Below are 20869 nucleotides of genomic sequence, written 5' to 3'. Positions count from 1 at the left end.
TGCTGTCGGGCGCGGAAGTTCGCCATAGCTGCCTCGATAATGCGTGCAGATCTTTATTCGAACGGCGGATAACGATCGAACGCGGGCAGGCTGTCGAGCTTTTCCATCCAACCGATCCGTTCGGCGGTCTGGATCTGCACCTGCGCCGGGATCAGGCCGGGGTCGTCGAGCGTCGCCGACTGGACATCGATCTGCCCCGGGAAAATTGCCTCGCTGGTATAAAACAGCCCAGTGCCGCATTCGCCGCAGAAATGACGGCGCCCATGTTCGGACGACGCATAGATTTTGGGCGTCCCGCTGATCTCGATCTCGTCCTGCCCGACCAGCGCCCACCCGACCATCGGCGCGCCCGCGTGGCGGCGGCAATCGCTGCAATGGCACAGCGCATGATGCTGTACGGTGGTGGTCATCGAATAACGGATCGCACCGCAATGGCATTGGCCGGTGGCGCGGGGGTTCGAATCGCTCATCATTGTCTCCCAGACTTAACGGGGAGAACATAACATAAACATCGCCAGTGACGCAATTACCTCACGCGTCAATCCCCCAGATCAACCTGATGCGCCTCGGCCCATGCCTGATACTGGCCGCGCGGGTTGGATGAGGGTTGTGCCAGGATCGCCGGCATGTCGGCGCGGAGCGCGGCGAGGTCGAGCGAGCGGATCATCGCCTTGACCGGGCCGACCCCGGCGGGGGTGATCGACAGGCGTTCGATACCGACGCCGAGCAGCGCCATGGCTTCGAGCGGCCGCCCGCCCATCTCGCCGCACACGCCGAGCGCGACCTTCGATCCCGATACCGTGCGCACCACGCGCGCCAGATAGCGCATGACGATCGGCGACAGCCAGTCGTAACGCTCGGCGAGGCGCGGGTGCGCACGGTCGGCGGCGAACAGGAACTGGGTGAGGTCGTTGGTCCCGATCGACAGGAAATCGAGGTGCGGCAGCATCAGGTCGAGCGTCTCGAGCAGCCCTGGCACTTCGAGCATGGCGCCATAACGGATCGCGACCGGCAGTTTCTTGTTATGCTGCGCCAGCCACGCCCGCTGCCCGACGAACAGGCTGCGTGCGGCTTCATATTCCCAGGGCTCGGACACCATCGGGAACATGACGTTGAGCGTGCGTCCGGCGGCAGCCTCCATGAGCGCGCGCGCCTGAACCTTGAGCAGCCCTTCGCGTTCGAGTGCGAGGCGCAGCGCGCGCCAGCCCATCGCCGGATTTTCCTCGAGCGCGCCGTCGCCCACATTCATGTAGGGCAGCGCCTTGTCGCCGCCGATGTCGACGGTGCGAAAGATCACCGGCCGGTCGCCCGCGGCGTCGAGCACGTCGCGGTAGAGGCGTTGCTGGCGGTCGCGCGACGGCAAGGTTGCCGACACCAGGAACTGGAATTCGGTGCGGAACAGCCCGATACCGCGCGCGCCGGTCAGGTCGAGCGCGGCGACATCTTCGCGCAGCCCCGCGTTGATCATCAATTCGATTGCGACGCCATCCTTGGTGACGGCCGGCAGGTCGCGCAGCGAGGCAAGGTTAGCACGGCGCTTCTGCGAAATCACCAGCTTGGCGTCGAAGGCATCCTGGACCGCCTGTGTCGGACGGACGTGCAGCGCGCCCGCCGAGGCATCGAGCAGCAGCAGATCGCCCTCACGGATCGAGGCGCGCACGTCGCTGACGCGACCGATCACCGGCACCCCCATCGCGCGCGCCACGATGATGACGTGGGCGGTCAAAGAGCCTTCTTCGAGCACCACGCCTTTCAGGCGGCGGCGGTCATATTCGAGCAGTTCGGCGGGGCCAAGGTTGCGCGCGATCAGGATCGAATCCTGGCGCAAGCCCATTTGCGCGGCGGTCCCCATCTGCCCCGACACTATGCGGATCAGCCGGTTCGACAGATCCTCCAGGTCGTGCATCCGGTCGCGCAGCAGCGGATCGTCGATCTGGCGCATCCGCATCCGGGTGCGTTGCTGGACGCGCTCGATCGCGGCTTCGGCGGTCAGGCCGCTGTCGATCGCCTCGTTGATACGCCGCGACCAGCCTTCGTCATACGCGAACATCTTGTAGGTCTCGATGACCTCTTCATGCTCGCCGCCGACCCCGAAATCGGCTTGGCTCGCCATGCGGTCGATCTGTTCGCGCATCTTGTCGAACGCGGCATAGACGCGGTGCCGCTCGGCCTCGGTATCTTCGGCGACGGTATGTTCGATCGTGATGCGCGGCTGATGAAACACCGCGACCCCGGCGCCCATGCCATCGACTAGCTTTTGGCCATTCAGCCGCTGCGCCGACTGGTCGGCGGCGGCGGCGTCGATGCGCGCGGCGGTGTCAACAAGGTCGGCGTTGGTGATCAGTTCGGACAGCACCATTGCCACCGTCTGCAACGTCTCGATCTCGATATCGGCGTAGCGGCGGGGGTCGGCGTGCTGGACGCAGAGGACGCCGACCGCGCGTTCGCGGCGGATGATCGGCACCCCGGCAAAGCTGTGGAACAATTCTTCGCCGGTTTCGGGGCGATAGGAAAAGTCGGGATGCGCCGCAGCTTCGTCGAGGTTCAGCGTTTCGATCTGTTCGGCGATCGTACCGACGAGCCCTTCACCGAGCCCCAGCCGCGTGACGTGCACCGCTTCCTGTTTCAGGCCGCGCGTGGCGTAAAGTTCGAGCGCGCCATCGCGCAGCAGATAGATCGAGCAAACCTCGCTATCGAGGCATTCGCCGATGATCCCGACGACCTGGTTGAGCTTGCCCTGCGCGTTCGCGCGCGATGCCATGACCTCGTGCAGCCGCGTCAGGATGGTGCGGGCCGACTGGGCAGCGGACGAAGGCGGAGGCGGGGCGTTGGTCATTCGCCTCCTGCTAACAGATGGATGCGCCGAGCGCCATGACCCCCGCGCGCCGACGCGGCAAAACTATTCTTGGCGCCTGCCAAGCCTGCGTCAGTTGGTGCCGGTCGACGCAGGCCGCGGCGTGGCGGTCCCGACCGGCGTCATCGTCGTCGTCGGGCCGACGGGCGTCAGCGGCGCCGGGGCGCTCATGATCGGCGGCGGCGGGGCATATTTGGCATCCCACGCCGCGACGTCCGACTGGTAACGCGCATAGGCCTCGTAAAAGTCATGGAATGGCTGATCGAGCCGCACCAGATGCGCGGGCGACTGTTCGATCACCTGCGCGGTGGGGGTCGATGAAACCAGCTGCGCGATTTCATTGGCGCGGGCGCAGAATGCCCGCTGCGCGGGGGGCTGCGCAAAATAGTTGAACAACTGCGTCGACAGCCGATCGCGCGCGGCGGTGCCGTTGGTTTTGGTTTCTTTGCCGAGCTGGGTGATCACATTTTTTTCGCTCGAGCGGATGATCTTGCCGTGCGTCTTGATGATATTGTTATACGCCGACACCAGCGTCGTTTCCTCGAGGCCGCGGCAACCGATGGCGGCGACGTTGAGCCCGATCTTGAGCTGCCAGAAGGCGCGGTCGCCGGTGACATTGCTGTTTGCCGTGACAAACCTGCCGTCGATGCCGCGACCGGGGAGAATCTGGGTCACCGACGCATTGCCCGGCGGCAGCGGCCGCGGCGGAACCACCACGACCACTGGCGGCGGGGGCGGCGGCGGGGGCGGCGGGGGCGGTGCTTTCGTACAAGCAGCAACGCTCGCGAGCAAAGCTGCGACGATAATCTTCCGCGACATATTCATGTTCCACTCCCCAACCGCGATACCATGCGGCGTCAACCCCGGGCGTGCAACGCGGCTTCGGCCTGTTGCACCAGAGATGCGACGATTTCCGCCACACTCTCTTCTTGGGATACCATACCGACAGATTGCCCTGCCATTAACGAACCATTTTCGACGTCGCCGTCGAGCACTGCGCGGCGCAGCGCGCCCGCCCAATAATGCTCGATTTCCAGCTGCGCCTGCATCATGTCGACTTCGCCCGCGTCGAGCTTGTTGGCGACCTCGCGCTGCTTGGCGGTGAACGCTTCGGTCCCGGCGTTTTTCAGCGCGCGGACCGGGATGACGGGCAGGCGCGGATCGATCTGGACGCTCGCGACCGCTTCGCGCGCCGATGCGCGGATAAACGCCTTCTTGAAATTGGGGTGGGCAATACTCTCAGTCGCGCAGACGAAACGGGTACCGAGCTGGACGCCCGAGGCGCCCATTTCCAGATAGGCAGCGATCGCTTCGCCGCGGCCGATGCCCCCGGCGACAAAGATCGGCACCTCGTCCGCCAGCGTCGGCAGGATTTCCTGCGCCAGCACGCTGGTCGATACCGGGCCGATATGGCCGCCGGCCTCCATGCCTTCGATCACCAACGCATCGACGCCCGACCGGACCAGCTTTTTGGCGAGCGCGAGCGTCGGGGCGAAACAGATCACCTTGGCGCCCGACGCCTTGATCGCCTCCAGGCTGCCCTTGGGCGGCAGGCCGCCCGCCAGCACGACATGGCCGACGCCATGCTTGGCGCAAACCTCGATCAGGTCGAACAATTGCGGGTGCATGGTGATCAGGTTGACGCCGAAGTTCCGCGTCGCCAGCGCCTTGGTCGCGGCGATTTCGGTATCGAGCAGGTCGGGCGTCATCGCGCCGCAGGCGATCACTCCAAAGCCGCCCGCGTTGCTGATGGCGCTGACCAGATGGCGTTCGGAAACCCAGCTCATCGCGCCGCAGAGGATGGCATAATCGCTGCCGAGCAGGTCGGTCCCGCGCGCCATCAGTTCGTTCATTTTGCTCATTGAGGTTGCCTTTGCCAGCACTGGGACTCGCGCGCAATCCCTGGCGGCCACAGGGCAATCGGCCCGTCGTGTGCTGGAATCCGTTTGGCGCAGCAACCGAACCTTTCGGCGCAGAAAGCAAATCAATCATTGTCAACTAAATCACTTGGCATATGCTTGGGCGGCGAATCCATCAGGGAAAGGATTATTCATGCGTTCATCCACGGAGACCGACAAAGACGGATCCAAACAGACGCCTCGCGCGGTGCAGACCGTGCTCGATGCGCTTCAGAAACTGAAATTTGGTGCCATCCAGCTGACCGTTCACGAAGGTCGTCTGGTGCAGGTCGATGTGACCGAACGGCACCGCTATCCCAACTGAACTTTTAAAATCTCCCAAGGGGGTTCTCCCCTCATCCTGCCGCAGACCGGACCACCGGATGTGGCAATTTCTTTGCAACAGGAAATTGTCATGCCCGCAAAATACCCGTCCGCCCGCCGCCGCGCGCAGGCCTCGTCGCTCACCATTTCGCTTCTTCTGGCCATCGGAGCCACGCCCGCCACGGCTGAGGAGGTGTCCGCAGCCAATGGCGCGGACGAGGGCGCGCCAGTCACCGCGCAGATCGACGATGACGTCAGCCGCGGCGACATCATCATCGTCACAGCGCGCCGCCGTCAGGAAAACGCGCAAGAGGTGCCGGTCGCGATTTCGGTCATTCGCGGCGATTCGATCGAGGCGACGGGCAACTTCAACGTCGTGAAGCTGCAACAGCTCGCCCCGACGCTTCAGGTTTATACCACCAACCCGCGCAACACCTCGGTCAATATCCGCGGCATCGGTGTGCCGTACGGCCTGACGAGCGACGGGTTCGAACAAGGCGTCGGCATCTATGTCGACGACGTCTATAATTCGCGCGTTGCCGCCGCGACCTTCGACTTTCTCGACGTCGATCAGGTCGAGGTGCTGCGCGGGCCGCAGGGGATGCTCTATGGCAAGAATACCACCGCGGGCGCGATCAACATCACGACCAACCAGCCGACCTTCGATTTCGAGGGGCGCGCCGAGGTGAGCGTCGGCAATCTCAACTACCGGCAGGCGAAAGCCGCCGTGTCGGGGCCGCTGAGCGACACGATCGCCGCACGCATCGCGATCGCCGCGACCAGCCGCCGCGGCACGTTGTTCAACACGCGCACCGATCGCTGGATCAACGAACAGGACAATCTGGGCCTGCGCGGCCAGCTGCTGTTCCAGCCGAACGACGATTTGTCGATCACGCTGGCTGCCGATTTCAGCAAGCAGGATCCCGAATGCTGCGGCACTGCCTTCGTCCGGGTCGGGCCGACCCAGCGCGCGTTGAACCGGCAGTATGACGCGATCATCGCCCGACTGGCGGCCGCCAACCCCGGCTACAATTACACCGTCCCCAGCCGCAATGTGTACGACCGGTTGACCGACATCGACGCTAGCCTGAACGCCGGAAACAAGATTGGCGGCGCATCGCTACGCGTCAAATGGGACGTCGGGCCAGGCACCCTGACCTCGATCACCGCTTGGCGCTTCTGGGATTGGCTGCCGGAGAATGACCGCGACTTCACCGGTGCGTCGGTAGTGTCGCGGTCGCAAAATCCGTCGCAGCAGGACCAGTACAGCCAGGAGTTTCGTTACAATTACGAAGGCGACACGATCGATTTTGTCGCCGGTCTGTTCGCTTTCCGGCAGCGGATCGATACGCAGGGGACCGAGCAGCAAGGCATCGACGCGACGCGTTACAGCCTGGCGCCGTCGACCGATCCGAACAATGTCTACAATCGGCCCGAGGTGTTGAACGGCCTGACCGCGTCCAACACGCAGTTCCTGAAGGCCGACAGCGCCGCCTTCTATGGACAGCTCAGCTACAAGCTGACCCCCGAACTGACCATCCAGCCGGGTATTCGGGTTAATTATGACAAGAAGGAAGGCTTTTATCAGCGCGTGGTGACCACGGGTGCGGGGCAGGTGATTGCCAGCTGCGCGCCAGCGGCGACGGCGGGCAACGCGGTGCTCACCGCACAGTGCGGCGTTTACCAGCCGCAGCTGACCAAGCCGTCGGTCAGCGACTGGAATTTCAGCTATGATCTGAACGTGAACTACAAGCTCGCGCCCGACGTGCTGGCCTACGCAACCTATGCCAAAAGCTTCAAGACCGTCGGCATCAACCAGAATGGCTTGCCGCTCGATACCAACAACCAGCCGGTGCTAAGCGCCAGCACCGTGAAGCCGGAATCGGTCAATCATTTCGAAATCGGGCTCAAGACGCAGTTCTTGAACCGTCTGGCGACCTTCAACCTCACCGCCTTCCGGACCGAGATCAAGAATTTCCAGGCGACGGTGAACGGCGGCCAGTTCGGCACGGTGCGCGGCTATCTGGCGAACGCCGAAAAAGTGGTGTCGCAGGGTATCGAAGCGGACTTCAAGATTAGGACCAGCGACCGGTTCACCGCTTATGCCAACGGCGCTTACACCGACGCCAAATATAAACGCTTCACCAACGCGCCGTGCCCGCCCGAACTGTCCGGCGGGACGTTCCAGCCTGCCAATGCCGCGCCCGATTATTCGCAGCCGGGGATCCCCGGCGCGCTCAGCCCGCGCCAGTGCGACATTTCGGGCGCCGACCTGCCCGGCGTATCGAAATGGGCGTTTTCCTATGGTGCGGAAACGAACGTCCCCGCCACGCTGCTCGCGAAGGACGGTCAGGTCTATCTGGGCGTCGACGGCAATTATCGCTCGCGCTGGAATTCCAATGCGTCGCCGTCGATCTATACCGATGTAAAGGGCTATGCGCTGACCAATTTCCGCGTCGGGTTTCGCGCTGACGGGTTCGATGTTTTCGGTTGGGTCCGCAACGCCTTCGACGTCGATTATATCGAAACGCTGCAAGTGGCGCCGGGCAATGTCGGACTGATTGCGGGCCAGCCGGGCGATCCGCGGACCTGGGGTGGGACGGTCAAGTTCAATTTCTGACCCGGCCCATTCGCCGGAAACAGAGAAGGGGGCGTTCCGCGAGGAGCGCCCCCTTTTCGTGCGGGCTGATCGATCAGCGCTGCTGCGGGTTGCCGCGGTCCTGATCGGACCGCTGGCCGCCCTGCTGGCGATCCTGGCTGCCATCCTGCTGTTGCTGCTGCTTGCGGCGTTGTTCTTCGTCGCGTTGCTGCTGCTCGTTGGGGTTTTGGTTGGCCACTTTCTCTCTCCATTTCGTCACGCCATTATGCGGGTGACATCATGCCAACCCGCTGTTCCTGCGTAATGTTGCGCGACCTCGGCGCGCTTTCGTCGGGGCGTGGCAGCAGCGCGACCAAGTCATATCATTGCCGCAACCCGCCGCTCTGTAATCGGTTCGTTCAATGACTGAATTCAGCTTATTCGGTTATGTCGATGGAAGAGGGCGGCCTATCCTTTCCATCCCAAGGCGAAAGGACGACCCAATCGACTCGCGATCAGCCAGCATCGATGCGCCTGCGGTGACCCCCCGGTCGCCCGCGCGTCATGCGCCGGTCATCCTGCCGCGCCACCCTTATCCAACGAGAACCCCCAAAGGAGAGACTGTATGAACGACCAGACCCCCATCAGCGGCGGATGCCCGGTTCACCAACCCGGCGGCGTGCGGTCGCTGCTCGGCCGCACCAACAAGGATTGGTGGCCCGACATGCTGGCGACCGAAGTCCTGACCCCGAACGGCCCGTCGAACCCGATGGGCGACGACTTCGACTATTCGAAGGCATTTGCGCTGCTCGACTATCAGGCGTTGAAGGCCGACCTGACCGCGCTGATGACCGACAGCCAGCCGTGGTGGCCCGCCGACTATGGTCATTACGGACCCTTCTTCATCCGCATGGCGTGGCACGCCGCAGGTACCTATCGCACCGCTGACGGCCGCGGCGGCGCCAACAGCGGGCAACAGCGCTTCGCGCCGCTCGACAGCTGGCCCGACAACGGCAACCTCGACAAGGCGCGCCGTCTGCTTTGGCCGATCAAGCAGAAATATGGCAACAAGATCAGCTGGGCCGACCTGTTCATCCTGACCGGCAATGTCGCGATCGAAAGCATGGGCGGGCCGGTATTCGGCTTCGGCGGCGGCCGCGCCGACGTGTTCGAGCCCGAGCGCGACATCTATTGGGGCAGCGAAGACAAGTGGGTCAACGAAGGCGTCCAGACGCGCATCGATCCGGATAAGGGCATGGACGCGATCGAAGGACCGCTGGCCGCGATCCAGATGGGTCTGATCTACGTCAATCCGGAAGGACCGGGCGGCAATCCCGATCCGCTGCTGTCGGCGCGCGACATGAAGGAAACCTTCGAGCGCATGGCGATGAACCATGAGGAAACGGTCGCGCTGACCGCGGGCGGCCACACCTTTGGCAAAGCGCATGGCAATGGCGACGCGTCGCTGCTCGGCGCTGCGCCTTCGGGCGGCGACATTGCGGCGCAGGGCTTCGGCTGGGTCAGCAGTCACGAGAGCGGCGGCGTCGGCGAGCATGCCGTGACAAGCGGCATCGAAGGGTCGTGGGTCAACACCCCGACCGAATGGTCGGAGAATTACTTCCGCCTGCTGCTCGATTATGATTATGAGCTCGTCCACTCGCCCGCCGGCGCGCAGCAGTGGCAGCCAATCAACCAGAAGCCGGAGGACATGGCCCCGGCGGCGTGGGATCCGAACGTCAAGGTTCCGACGATGATGACGACCGCCGACATGGCGCTCAAGATGGATCCGGAATTCCGTGCGATCAGCGAGAAGTTTCGTAACGATCATGAAGCGTTCAAGGACGCATTCGCGCGCGCCTGGTTCAAGCTGTGCCACCGCGACATGGGGCCGAAAGTCCGCTACCTTGGCCCCGAAGTTCCGGCCGAAGATCTGATCTGGCAGGATCCGATCCCCGCGGGCACGATGCCGTCGGATGCCGAAGTGGCGGCGGTGAAGGAAAAGATCGCCGCGAGCGGCCTGAGCGTCAGCGAGCTGATCAAGACGGCTTGGGCGTCGGCCAGCACCTATCGCAAGTCGGATCATCGCGGCGGCGCCAATGGCGCGCGCGTGCGCCTCGCGCCGCAGAAGGATTGGGAGGTCAACGAACCCGCGCTGCTCGCCAAGGTGCTGAGCACGCTCGACGGGCTGCGCGGCAATCTGTCGATCGCCGACACGATCGTGCTGGGCGGCGTCGTCGGGCTGGAAAAGGCGATCAAGGACGCGGGCTTCAACGTCGCGGTGCCGTTCATCGGCGGGCGCGGCGATGCGACCGCGGAACAGACCGATGCTGCCAGCTTCGACGTGATGGAGCCCGAAGCCGATGCGTTCCGCAACTATCTGGGCAAGAAGAAGCTGGCGGTGAAGACCGAGGAAATGATGCTCGACCGCGCGTCGCTGCTCGGCCTGTCGGTCCCCGAAATGACCGTCCTGATCGGCGGCCTGCGCGTGCTGGGCGCCAATCATGGCGAGCGTGGTCACGGCCACTTCACCAAGCGGTCGGGACAGCTCACCAACGACTTCTTCGTCAACCTGCTCGACATGACCAATGTCTGGAAGGCGGTCGACGGGTCCGATGACCAGGAATTTGTTGCCACCGACCGCAAGGGCGGCGGTGAAACCTGGCGCGCGACGCGGGCCGACCTGGTGTTCGGCTCGAATTCAGAGCTGCGCGCGGTCGCTGAAGTCTATGCGCAGTCCGACAATGGCGAAAAGTTCGTCAAGGACTTCGTCAAGGCGTGGACGAAGGTGATGAACGCCGACCGGTTCGACCTCGCCTGATCGGCACCAGCCGCACAGACGACGGGTCGCGGACCCGCCCCCGGGGACATGGGCCTGGGGGCGGGTCTTTTCTTTGGTGTTGCAACAGGGCTTGCGTGCAGGCGTCAGCCAGCGTCAGAGCCCCGGCAGCGCGTTCCTTACCGATAGATCAGATAGGCCGCGACAATCGCCGCGAGCAAAAAGCCGCGCAGGATCAAGCCATTGCGGAGCGAATGGCCTTCAAGATGGGATTGCAGGTCCGCCGGTATCGGCATCGGCCGGGTGGCGGATACGTCGGCGCCGCCGGTGTTGCCGACGGGCACCCAACCCGCGAGGTGAAAGGGGCCCGCGCCGATCAACCGGACAAGCTGACCGCGCGCCTCTTTCGCGTCCGACCGTTTCAGGGCAAGCCGCAACATATGATAATGCGTTCGGATATGGGTCACATACCAGCGCTGGCCCAGGATATGGGCGCGTTCCAGATGCCGGGTAGCGAGGGCAAAGTCGCCGGCCGCTTCGGCTGATCGGGCGGACGCCATTTCGCTGGCAAAGGCTGCTTTGACCGCCGATTTCATAACGAACACCTCCAAAGTGGGTGCTTGGGGCTACCATAGGAATTGGGTTTCGATCGAGAACCTAATCATACCGGTACATGGCGTGTCGCCCATGTTAACAGCGTAAATTTATACTTGACCGCATCGGCCTCGTCGATCAATGTTTACGGCGAAAACATTTGATTCGCGACAAGAGGATGCGGCATGCGAACTTTGCTCTACGCGATCGGCCCGATGCTGTTCGATTCGCTGGGTGTCATCCTTTTTGCGGTGCTGCTGGCAACCGGGGCCGGGATCCTGGTTGCGACGGTGGCGGGCACGGCGGTTGCGCTGGCGGTCGTCGGCTACGAACTCGCGCGCGGGCGCAAGGTTGCGGCGCTGCAATGGATCAGCCTGGCATCGGTACTCTTCGCTGCGGCCGCGACGCTCTTTACCGGCGATCCGCGTTTTGTGATGGCGAAGCCGACGATCGTCTATCTGATCGTCGGCAGCGTGATGCTGCGCAAGGGCTGGCTCAATCGCTATATCCCGCCCGAGCAACTGGCGTTGGTCGGCGATGTGATGGACCGGTTCGGCATGATCTGGTCGGCGATGATGTTTGCGAGCGCAGGGCTAAACCTGATCATCGCGATCTTCTTCACCGCCTGGTGGCCGTTGTTCATCGGCGTCTTTCCGCTGACGTCTAAATTCGGCCTGTTCGCGGTCCACGTCGCGGTGGTGCATTTTGTAATGAAAGCCCGGCTGCGGCGGATGGCGGGGGATGAGGCGGCGATAGCGGTTGCTGCCGAGTGAGCGCGGGATGGTCGCCCAAAGCCTATATCGTCATCCCGGCGAAGGCCGGGATCTCAACGGCGCATCAAAACGCGACGGCGAGATCGTGTAGGGAGTCACGTGCCTCCCTACACCCTTCGCCGGGATGACGATCAAAAAAATGGGCTTGGGCAATTCTTACTCGGCGTCCAGCCCGTAGGCCGTGTGCAGCACGCGCACCGCAAGCTCGGTTTCATCCTCGTCGATCAGTACGCTGACCTTGATCTCGCTGGTCGAGATCGCCTGGATGTTGATCCCTCTATCCGCAAGCGCGCGGAACATCGTGCTTGCGACGCCCGCGTGGCTCTTCATGCCGACGCCGACGACGCTGATCTTGGCGACCTTGTCGTCGCTGATGATGCGGTTGAAGCCGATCTTTTCCTTCGCGCCCTCGAGCAGGTCGATCGAGCGGAGGAGGTCGGCACCCGGCACGGTGAAGGTCACGTCGGTCTCGCCCTTGTCGCGCCCGACGTTCTGGATGATCATATCGACGTTGATCCCCGCCGCGGCGAGCGGGCCGAAGATGTTGGCGACGCCGCCCGGACGGTCGGGGACGCGCGTGACGATGATCTTCGCTTCATTCTTGTCGTGGGCGATGCCGGTGATCAGCTGCCGTTCCATCTGATGTTCCTCTATTTCCTCGTCGCTGACGATCATCGTGCCTTTTTTGGGAGCCTCGTCGCCCTCGACGAAACTCGAGAGCACCTGCACGCGCACGCCCTCTTTCATCGCCAGCCCGACCGAGCGGGTTTGCAGCACCTTGGCGCCGACGCTCGCGAGTTCGAGCATTTCTTCATAGGTGACATAATCGAGCTTGCGCGCGCGCGCGACGATGCGCGGGTCGGTGGTATAGACGCCGTCGACGTCGGTGTAGATGTCGCAGCGATCGGCCTTCAGCGCCGCCGCAACCGCCACGGCACTCGTGTCCGACCCGCCGCGGCCGAGCGTCGACACGCGGCCATCGTCCATTAGCCCCTGAAAGCCCGGAATCACTGCGACCTCGCCCTTCGCCATTGCGGCACCGAGCGCGCCGGTGTCGATGTCGGCGATGCGCGCGCGCGCGTGCGCTTCCTCGGTGCGGATCGGGAGCTGCCAGCCGAGCCAGCTGCGCGCGGGGGTTCCCATCGCCTGCAAGGTCAGCGCGAGCAGGCCCGAGGTGATCTGCTCGCCCGCCGCGACGACGACGTCATATTCGGCGGGGTCGTAGCGCGGATTGGCCTCGCGGCAGAAATTGACGAGCCGGTCGGTTTCGCCTGCCATGGCCGAGACGACGACCGCGACCTCGTTACCCTGCGCGACTTCGCGCGCGACGAGTTTCGCCACGGTGCGAATCCGCTCGGTGCCCGCCATCGACGTGCCCCCGAATTTCATCACGATCCGCGCCATCTCGCCCCGCTTTCCTGAACTGGTTCCAACCGCGACTTTTCCAAGCATTTCCGCGGCGCTCGCGTCGTTACGGAAGGGGAGGTGCAATGGCAAGCATGAGAACCTATGCGCGCGATAGAATTTCTTGCGCCGCGGAAGGCGGAGTGCCACATCGCGGGGCATGAGCGCTGTGACGATCAATCCGAATGAAGCCGCCCATTTCGGCGCGCTCGCCGCCGACTGGTGGGACCCGCACGGTTCGTCGGCGATGCTGCACAAGCTGAACCCGGTCCGCCTTGCCTATATCCGCGACCAGATCGACGCGCATTGGCATGTCGATGCGCGTGAACGTCACCCGCTTGCGGGGCGTAGCGCGCTCGACGTCGGTTGCGGCGCGGGACTCCTCGCCGAACCGCTCGTGCGGATGGGCGCGCAGGTGACGGGCGTCGATGCGGCGCCCGAGAATATCGCCGCGGCGCGGGGTCATGCGGCGGGGCAGGGGCTTTCGATTACCTATTTTGCAGGCGAACTCGCCGACCTCCCCATTCCGTTCGTGTCGAGCGAAGTCGAGACACGCTTGGGGGATGCCAGCCTTCCGGGTGTCTCGACTTCGCTCGACACGAACGGGGGAGCGGTTTTCGACCTCGTCACCTCGATGGAGGTCGTCGAGCATGTCACCGATCCCGCCGCCTTCATCGCCGAACTTGCGGGTCGGCTCGCACCCGGCGGGCTGATGATCCTGTCGACCCCGAACCGCACGATGCTGTCGAAACTGCTGCTCGTCGAGGCGGCCGAGCGCATCGGTGCGGTGCCGCGCGGGACGCACGACTGGGACCAGTTTCTGAAGCCCGAGGAACTGACCAAGCTGCTCGAAAGCGCGGGGCTTGAGGTGATCGACCGCACCGGCCTGTCGCCGTCAGCGGCCAAGGGCTTCAAGCTCGGCGGCAGCGAGGCGCTCAACTATCTGGTCGCGGCAAGGTGGCCGGCGTAAGCCGCGACCCCCGCGTCGACGCCTATATCGCGAAGGCACAGCCCTTTGCGCAGCCGATCCTGACCCATTTGCGCGAACTGGTGCATAGCCATGCGCCGGGCGTGGAAGAGACGCTCAAATGGGGCGTCCCGCATTTTGTGCTGAACGGCCAGAATCTGGCGGGCATGGCGGCGTTCAAGGAACATGCGACCTTCGGTTTCTGGCGCGACGAGGATGTCACCGGCTCGCCGCGCGACACCGGGGCGATGGGCAGCATGGGGCGGCTCGCGTCGCTGGCCGACCTGCTGGGCGACGAGGCGATGGCCGACTATATCCGGAAGGCCGCGGCGCTGTGCGCCGAGGGCAAGCCCAAGCGCGCGGCGCCGAAACCAAAGGCGGCGCTCGACCTGCCGGGCGATCTGGGCGTCGCGCTGAAAGCCAATGCCGCAGCACAAGGCCATTGGGACTCCTTCTCGCCCGGCAAGCGCCGCGACTATATCGAATGGGTGCTCGAGGCGAAGCGCGAGGAAACGCGCGTCAAACGCATCGAAACGATCGTCGCGCAGGTCGCCGAGGGCAAGGATCGGCACTGGAAATATAAGGGCTGCTGACCATGGCGTCGCCCCCGCGAAGGCGGGGGCCGCAGTCGGCTTGTCACGACGCTGCGGCCTAAAGTTGCCAGCGGCCCCCGCCTTCGCGGGGGCGACGGTTAGAAATCGACATCTTCGTAGTACTTCGGCGGCGTCACAATCTCCATCCGCTCGGCCAGCAGCGGGCGAAAGCTCGGGCGTGATTTGAGCCCCGAATACCAGCCCTTCGTCTGCTCATGCCCGGTCCAGTCAATGCCGCCGAGATAGTCGGCGACCGAGATATGCGCGGCGGCGGTGAGGTCGGCGAGGCTCATCGTTGCGCCGGCGAGCCAGGTGCGATGGTCGATGAGGTAATCGACATAGTCGAGATGGTTGTTCGCCGCCTTCATCGCCTCGCGCAGCGCGCCGCCGTCGGGCGGCTGGCGGTGGACGATGCGCTTTTGCATCCGTTCGAACAGCAAAGGCCCGGTGACTTCATAATAGAAGTCATGGTCGAACCATGCGGTCAGCCGGCGGATCTCGGCGCGGTTCGCCGCTGTGCCGTTGATCATCGCCTTGCCTTCGACGGTTTCCTCGAAATATTCGGCGATCGCCATGCTGTCGATCAGCACCTGGCCGCGCGCCTGATCGACCATTACCGGGGTGCGGCCCGCCGGATTGAGGTCGATGAATTCGTCGCGGCGTTCCCACGGCGATTCGCGCACCAATTCATAACCGACGCCCTTTTCGCCCAATAGCAGGCGGACCTTGCGCGAAAAGGGACAGAGCGGGAATTGATAGAGTTGCCACATGGTTTCGGCATAGCGGCAGCGGGGCGCCGCGCGCAACCATAGTGCGAGCTGGTCGGGATTTAACTTACCTCGTCATCCCGGCCTTCGCCGGGATGACGAAGAGAGTGAACTTAGCGGCGTTGCGCGGCGCGTTCGCGTTCCCACTGCGCGGCCATATCGCGCGCCATATCCTTGAGCACGGGGGCGTAAACCGCCAGCGCCGCGGCGGCCTGTCCCGCCATCCGGCTCGTGGCGCGCACATCGGCGCCCATGCGGTCGGCATAATCGGGATCGCGGCCCGCGACCTCGCCCAGCGTCGCGTCGCGCGGGATATAGGCCGCGTCGGAATCGGGATCAACGCGCGCGACCGCCTCAGCGAGCGGGCCGACGGGCATCTGCATCAGCGCGCCGACGATCGCGGTGATCGTGTCGGCCATCCGGTCCTGCGTCGCGGGGTCGTTCAGCGTCGCGACGGCATCGCGCATTTCACCGTCAGCCGCGGCAGCGGGCAGCGGCGCGGCGAGCGCGAGGAAGGGTAGGGCGATCAGGGCGAGGCGGGACATGATTCCATCCTTTCGAAGGACGTATGGTTCATCGAAGCGGCGTCCGTAGCGGATCGACGCTTTCGCCCCGGTGAACGCGATTGAGGCTTGCGATGAACCGCGGCACCGACGCGGTAAACGATCCTCCCTGTGGCGAAGCCATGGGGAGGTGGCAGCGCGAAGCGCTGACGGAGGGGCCATGGCGCTGCCGGTGCTGCCCCTCCACCATCGCCTACGGCGACGGTCCCCCTCCCCATCGCTTCGCGACAGGGAGGATTTGCCGACTATTCCGCCGCAACCACCTCGGCGACCGCATCACTCAGCGGATACGCGAGACGCAACAGCATCTCCTTCGGGCAGACCTGCCAGAACTGGCCCTTCCAGCGGTCCCAGTCGGCGAGGATTTCGCTGGACCATTTGCTGCCGGTGGCTTGCGCGTGATCTTCGACCAGTTCGCGGACCACGGCCTCCCAATGCGCGCTGCCGATGCGTTGCCAGACGATCGACTCGTCGTTGGCGCGGCTCTCGAACCGGCCGTCGGTGTCGAGGATGAACGCCATGCCGCCGGTCATCCCGGCGCCGAAGTTCGACCCCACGGGGCCGAGGATCACCGCGGTGCCGCCGGTCATATATTCGCAGCCGTTGGCGCCGCAGCCCTCGACGACGACTTTCGCGCCCGAATTGCGGACCGCGAAGCGTTCCCCCGCCTGACCCGCCGCGAGCAGGGTGCCCGAAGTCGCGCCATAAAGGAGGGTGTTGCCGACGATGCTGTTGTGCTGGCTGACCAGCGGGCTCGATACCGTCGGGCGTACGACGATGCGGCCGCCCGACAAGCCCTTGCCGACATAATCGTTCGCGTCGCCAAAGACTTCGAGCGTGATGCCGCTGCACAGGAAGGCGCCCAAGGACTGGCCCGCGGTGCCGCGCAGGCGCACCTGCACATGATTGTCAGCAAGCCCGTTCATCCCGAAACGCGCGGTGACTTCGGCCGACAGGCGCGTGCCGACCGCGCGATGGGTGTTGCGGACATTATAGGTCAGTTGCATCCGCTCGCCGCGCTCGAATAAGGGCTTCGCGTCGTTCAAAATCTGCGCGTCGAGGCTGTCGGGTACCGGGTTGCGGAAGCTCGGCCCTTGCGAGCGGCGCTGCTCGTCGGGCGCGTCGACCTTGGCGAGGATCGGGTTCAGGTCGAGATCATCGAGATGTTCGGCGCCGCGGCTGACCTGGCGCAGCAATTCGGTGCGGCCGATCACCTCGTCGAGGCTGCGACACCCAAGCTTGGCCAGGATTTCGCGCACTTCCTCGGCGATGAAGGTCATCAGGTTGATCACCTTCTCCGGCGATCCCGTGAACTTGGCGCGCAGCTTTTCGTCCTGCGTGCAGACGCCGACCGGGCAAGTGTTGCTGTGGCACTGGCGCACCATGATGCAGCCCATCGCGACAAGGCTCAACGTCCCGATGCCATATTCCTCGGCGCCGAGAATGGCGGCGATCACGATATCGCGACCGGTCTTGAGCCCGCCGTCGGTGCGGAGGCGGATGCGGTGGCGCAGGCCGTTGAGCGTCAGCACCTGGTTGACTTCGCTGAGCCCCATTTCCCACGGCGTGCCGGCATATTTGACGCTCGTCTGGGGCGAGGCGCCGGTGCCGCCGGTGTTGCCCGCGACGAGGATGACGTCCGCATGGGCTTTCGCGACCCCCGCAGCGACGGTGCCGATGCCTGCCGAACTGACGAGCTTCACGCAGACGCGCGCCTTCGGGTTGATCTGCTTGAGGTCGTAGATGAGCTGCGCGAGATCCTCGATCGAATAGATGTCGTGGTGCGGCGGCGGACTGATCAACGTCACGCCGGGCGTTGCATGGCGCAGCCGGGCAATGAATTCGGTGACCTTGAAGCCGGGCAGCTGACCACCCTCGCCAGGCTTGGCGCCCTGCGCGACCTTGATCTCAATCTCGTCGCACGCGCCGAGATATTCGGCGGTGACGCCGAAGCGCCCCGATGCGATCTGCTTGATATTGCTGTTGGCGTTGTCGCCATTGGCATAGGGCTGATAGCGTTCGCTCGCTTCGCCGCCTTCGCCCGACACCGCCTTGGCGCCAATGCGGTTCATCGCGATCGCTAGCGTTTCGTGCGCTTCGGGGGACAAGGCGCCGAGCGACATGCCGGGGGTGACGAAACGCTTGCGGATTTCGGTGATCGCCTCGACGCTGTCGAGCGCGACGCCCTGCGCCGGATAGTTGAACTCCATCAGGTCGCGCAGATAGACGGGCGGCAGGTCGGCGACGCCGCGCGAAAATTGCAGATAGGTCGAATAGCTGTCGGTGGCGACCGCGGTTTGCAGCAGATGCATCAGCTGCGCCGAATAAGCGTGCGTCTCGCCGCCCGCGCGCTGGCGGTAGAAACCGCCGATGGGCAGCGTGGTGACGCGCTTGTCGAACGCGGCCTCATGCTTCTCGGTCGCGTTGATGAAGAGCGATTGATAGCCTTCGCCCGAAATCTTCGCGGGCATGCCGGGGAAGAGGTCGTTGACCAGCGCGCGGGAGAGGCCCACCGCTTCGAAATTATAGCCGCCGCGATAGGAGGAAATTACCGCGATCCCCATCTTGGCGAGGATCTTGAGCAGCCCGTCGTCGATCGCCTTGCGGAAACGCAGGTGACAGTCGTTCAGCGACAGCTCCTTGCCGAACAGCCCGCGCGCATGGCGGTCGGCGATTGCAGCTTCGGCCAGATAGGCGTGGACGGTCGTCGCGCCGACCCCGACGAGCACGGCAAAGGCGTGCGTGTCGAGCACTTCGGCCGAGCGCACGTTGATCGACGCATAGCTGCGCAGCCCCTTGCGGACGAGATGCGTGTGCACCGCGGCGGCGGCGAGCACCATCGCGACGCCGACGCGTCCTTCGCCGATATTCTGGTCGCTGAGGAACAATTCGCTGCGTCCTGCACGCACCGCTTCCTCGGCCTCGCGGCGGACGCGGGCGATCGCTTCGCGCAGCGTCGACGCGTCGCCGCCCGCCGCGAAAGTACAATCGATGTCGGCGACCGCATCGCCGAAATAGGCGCGCAGCCGATCCCAGTCGTCGCCGACGAGGACGGGTGAATCGATCACAAGGACGTGGTCGCTTTGCCCTTTTTCGTCGAGGATGTTCGCGAGGTTGGCAAAGCGCGTCTTCAGGCTCATCACATGCCGCTCGCGCAGGCTGTCGATCGGCGGGTTGGTGACCTGGCTGAAATTCTGGCGGAAAAATTGCGCGACATGGCGCGGCTTGTCCGAAATGACCGCGAGCGGCGTGTCGTCGCCCATCGACCCGATGGCTTCCTTGGCATCCTCGACCATCGGGGAGAGGATCAGCTCCATATCCTCCATGGTGAGCCCTGCGGCGACCTGGCGGCGGAGCAGTTCGGGACGGTCCCATGTGGGCAGGCTCGCCTTGCCGCCTTTTGGCAGGTCGGCCATCGTGCGGAAACCGCGCACGCGCGAGGCATAGTCGGCGGCGCCCGCGATCTTGTCCTTGATCGCGCGGTCTTCGTACAGCGTGCCTTCGTCCAGATCGACCGCGATCATCTGACCCGGGCCGAGGCGGCCCTTCTTGCGGATGCTCGCCTCGGGCAGCAGCACCATGCCGCTTTCGGAGCCGACGACGAGCAGATTGTCGGCGGTGAGCGTGTAGCGCAGCGGGCGGAGCGCGTTGCGGTCCATCCCCGCGACCGCCCAGCGGCCATCGGTCATCGCCAGCGCAGCGGGTCCGTCCCACGGCTCCATGACGCTGGCGAGATAATTGTACATTGCCTTGTGCGCGTCGGGCATCTCGGGCTCGTTGACCCACGCCTCGGGGACCAGGATCAGCTTCGCGGTTGGCGCGTCGCGGCCGGCGCGGCACAGCGTTTCGAACACCGCGTCGAGCGCCGCGGTGTCCGATGCACCCGCCGGGATCACCGGCTTGATGTCTTCCGAATGCTCGCCGAAGGCGAGGCTCGCCATCTTGATCTCGTGGCTTTTCATCCAGTTCTTGTTGCCGCGGATCGTGTTGATTTCGCCATTGTGCGCGAGGCAGCGGAACGGCTGCGCCAGCCACCATTGCGGGAAGGTGTTGGTCGAATAGCGCTGGTGGAAAATCGCGACGCGGCTTTCGAACAGCTTGCTCGTCAGGTCGGGATAGAAATCGGCGAGGCTCTCCGCGAGGAACAGCCCCTTGTAGATGATCGAACGGCACGACAGGCTGCACACGTAAAAGTCGGCGATCTGCGCCGCGATCACCTTTTTCTCGATCCGGCGGCGGACGAGATAGAGCTGCTTTTCGAACTCGGCGAGCGATTGTTCGTCGGGCAGCGGTCCGGCGATCATGATCTGCTCGATTTCGGGGCGGGTGCGCTGCGCCTTGTCGCCGATCACCGACACATCGACCGGCACCTGGCGCCAGCCATAGATGGTGAAACCCGCGTCGATGATCTCGGCCTCGACGATCGTGCGGCATTCTTCCTGCGCGCCAAGGTCGGTGCGCGGCAGGAACACCATCCCGACGGCCAGCCGGTTCGGGCGCACCTTGTGCCCCGACGCCGCGATCGCGTCGTCAAAGAAGCGCACCGGCAGGTCGACATGAATGCCCGCCCCATCCCCGGTCTTGCCGTCGGCATCGACCGCGCCGCGGTGCCAGACCGCCCGCAAGGCTTCGATCGCCGCCTCGACGACGCGGCGCGACGGCTTGCCGTCGGTCGCCGCGACCATGCCGACGCCGCAGGCGTCCGATTCCAGATCGGGACGATACATGCCTTCGGCTGCGAGCCGCGCGTGATCGGGGGTGGGGTAGTGGGTCATGTC

Annotated in this window: 16 protein-coding genes; 6 read left to right on the top strand and 10 right to left on the bottom strand. The window is 64.5% G+C overall.

Translation table 11 applies throughout. The features are described 5' to 3' along the window. Positions 1–53: 53 nt before the first annotated feature. The 4 genes from SPYCW_RS12160 to SPYCW_RS12145 all read right to left on the bottom strand — a co-directional run bounded on the left by SPYCW_RS12160 (position 54) and on the right by SPYCW_RS12145 (position 4716). Positions 54–470 (bottom strand): GFA family protein, encoded by a 417-nt coding sequence (locus SPYCW_RS12160; RefSeq protein ID WP_120218273.1) that lies wholly within the window; start codon positions 468–470, stop codon positions 54–56. 68 nt (positions 471–538) lie between these two features. Next, positions 539–2836, bottom strand: a complete 2298-nt coding sequence (gene ptsP, locus SPYCW_RS12155; protein WP_120216979.1) for a phosphoenolpyruvate--protein phosphotransferase — start codon at positions 2834–2836, stop codon at positions 539–541. Between the two features lie 90 nt (positions 2837–2926). Then, entirely contained in the window at positions 2927–3673 is a 747-nt protein-coding gene (locus SPYCW_RS12150) for a hypothetical protein (RefSeq protein ID WP_232014695.1), read from the bottom strand. Between the two features lie 38 nt (positions 3674–3711). Further along, entirely contained in the window at positions 3712–4716 is a 1005-nt protein-coding gene (locus SPYCW_RS12145) for an NAD(P)H-dependent flavin oxidoreductase (protein ID WP_120216978.1), read from the bottom strand. Positions 4717–4906: 190 nt separating this feature from the next. Between SPYCW_RS12145 and SPYCW_RS12140 the strand changes: the two genes are divergently transcribed. Further along, a complete protein-coding gene (locus SPYCW_RS12140) occupies positions 4907–5077 on the top strand; it encodes a YezD family protein (protein ID WP_120216977.1) in 171 nt (56 codons plus the stop codon). A gap of 90 nt (positions 5078–5167) precedes the next feature. Then, on the top strand, positions 5168–7696 hold the full coding sequence (locus SPYCW_RS12135) for a TonB-dependent receptor (protein ID WP_120216976.1): 2529 nt from the start codon (positions 5168–5170) through the stop codon (positions 7694–7696). 73 nt (positions 7697–7769) lie between these two features. Here the strand turns inward: SPYCW_RS12135 and SPYCW_RS19020 are convergent, their stop codons facing one another. After that, positions 7770–7913, bottom strand: a complete 144-nt coding sequence (locus SPYCW_RS19020) for a hypothetical protein (protein ID WP_172595482.1) — start codon at positions 7911–7913, stop codon at positions 7770–7772. Between the two features lie 366 nt (positions 7914–8279). On the opposite strand from SPYCW_RS19020, the gene katG reads away from it, so the two are divergent. Continuing rightward, entirely contained in the window at positions 8280–10472 is a 2193-nt protein-coding gene (katG, locus tag SPYCW_RS12130) for a catalase/peroxidase HPI (RefSeq protein ID WP_120216975.1), read from the top strand. Positions 10473–10609: 137 nt separating this feature from the next. Here the strand turns inward: katG and SPYCW_RS12125 are convergent, their stop codons facing one another. After that, positions 10610–11026: a DUF3703 domain-containing protein gene (locus tag SPYCW_RS12125; protein ID WP_120216974.1), complete on the bottom strand. Its 417-nt coding sequence runs from the start codon at positions 11024–11026 to the stop codon at positions 10610–10612. A 183-nt stretch (positions 11027–11209) separates the two neighbouring features. On the opposite strand from SPYCW_RS12125, the gene SPYCW_RS12120 reads away from it, so the two are divergent. Then, positions 11210–11797: an inner membrane-spanning protein YciB gene (locus SPYCW_RS12120; protein WP_120216973.1), complete on the top strand. Its 588-nt coding sequence runs from the start codon at positions 11210–11212 to the stop codon at positions 11795–11797. Positions 11798–11953: 156 nt separating this feature from the next. Here SPYCW_RS12120 and SPYCW_RS12115 read toward each other — a convergent pair whose 3' ends face one another. Next, complete coding sequence (locus SPYCW_RS12115) at positions 11954–13201, bottom strand: aspartate kinase (protein ID WP_120216972.1); 1248 nt, start codon at positions 13199–13201, stop codon at positions 11954–11956. 160 nt (positions 13202–13361) lie between these two features. Between SPYCW_RS12115 and ubiG the strand changes: the two genes are divergently transcribed. Then, a complete protein-coding gene (gene ubiG / locus SPYCW_RS12110) occupies positions 13362–14171 on the top strand; it encodes a bifunctional 2-polyprenyl-6-hydroxyphenol methylase/3-demethylubiquinol 3-O-methyltransferase UbiG (protein ID WP_120216971.1) in 810 nt (269 codons plus the stop codon). Next, the gene (locus tag SPYCW_RS12105; protein WP_120216970.1) at positions 14159–14761 is read left to right on the top strand and encodes a YdeI/OmpD-associated family protein; all 603 of its coding nucleotides are present in this window, start codon (positions 14159–14161) and stop codon (positions 14759–14761) included. The genes ubiG and SPYCW_RS12105 overlap by 13 nt, the downstream gene beginning before the upstream one ends. 98 nt (positions 14762–14859) lie before the next feature. Here the strand turns inward: SPYCW_RS12105 and SPYCW_RS12100 are convergent, their stop codons facing one another. The 3 genes from SPYCW_RS12100 to gltB all read right to left on the bottom strand — a co-directional run bounded on the left by SPYCW_RS12100 (position 14860) and on the right by gltB (position 20866). Then, entirely contained in the window at positions 14860–15531 is a 672-nt protein-coding gene (locus SPYCW_RS12100) for a glutathione S-transferase family protein (RefSeq protein ID WP_120218272.1), read from the bottom strand. Positions 15532–15641: 110 nt separating this feature from the next. Then, a complete protein-coding gene (locus tag SPYCW_RS12095) occupies positions 15642–16073 on the bottom strand; it encodes a hypothetical protein (protein ID WP_120216969.1) in 432 nt (143 codons plus the stop codon). A 263-nt stretch (positions 16074–16336) separates the two neighbouring features. Further along, entirely contained in the window at positions 16337–20866 is a 4530-nt protein-coding gene (gene gltB, locus SPYCW_RS12090; protein ID WP_120216968.1) for a glutamate synthase large subunit, read from the bottom strand. Positions 20867–20869: the final 3 nt, after the last annotated feature.

It is taken from the genome of Sphingopyxis sp. EG6, from assembly GCF_003609815.1.
Classification (GTDB): domain Bacteria; phylum Pseudomonadota; class Alphaproteobacteria; order Sphingomonadales; family Sphingomonadaceae; genus Sphingopyxis.
Note: the sequence above shows the minus strand (reverse complement) of the source record. Positions and strands in the feature narration are given on the sequence as shown.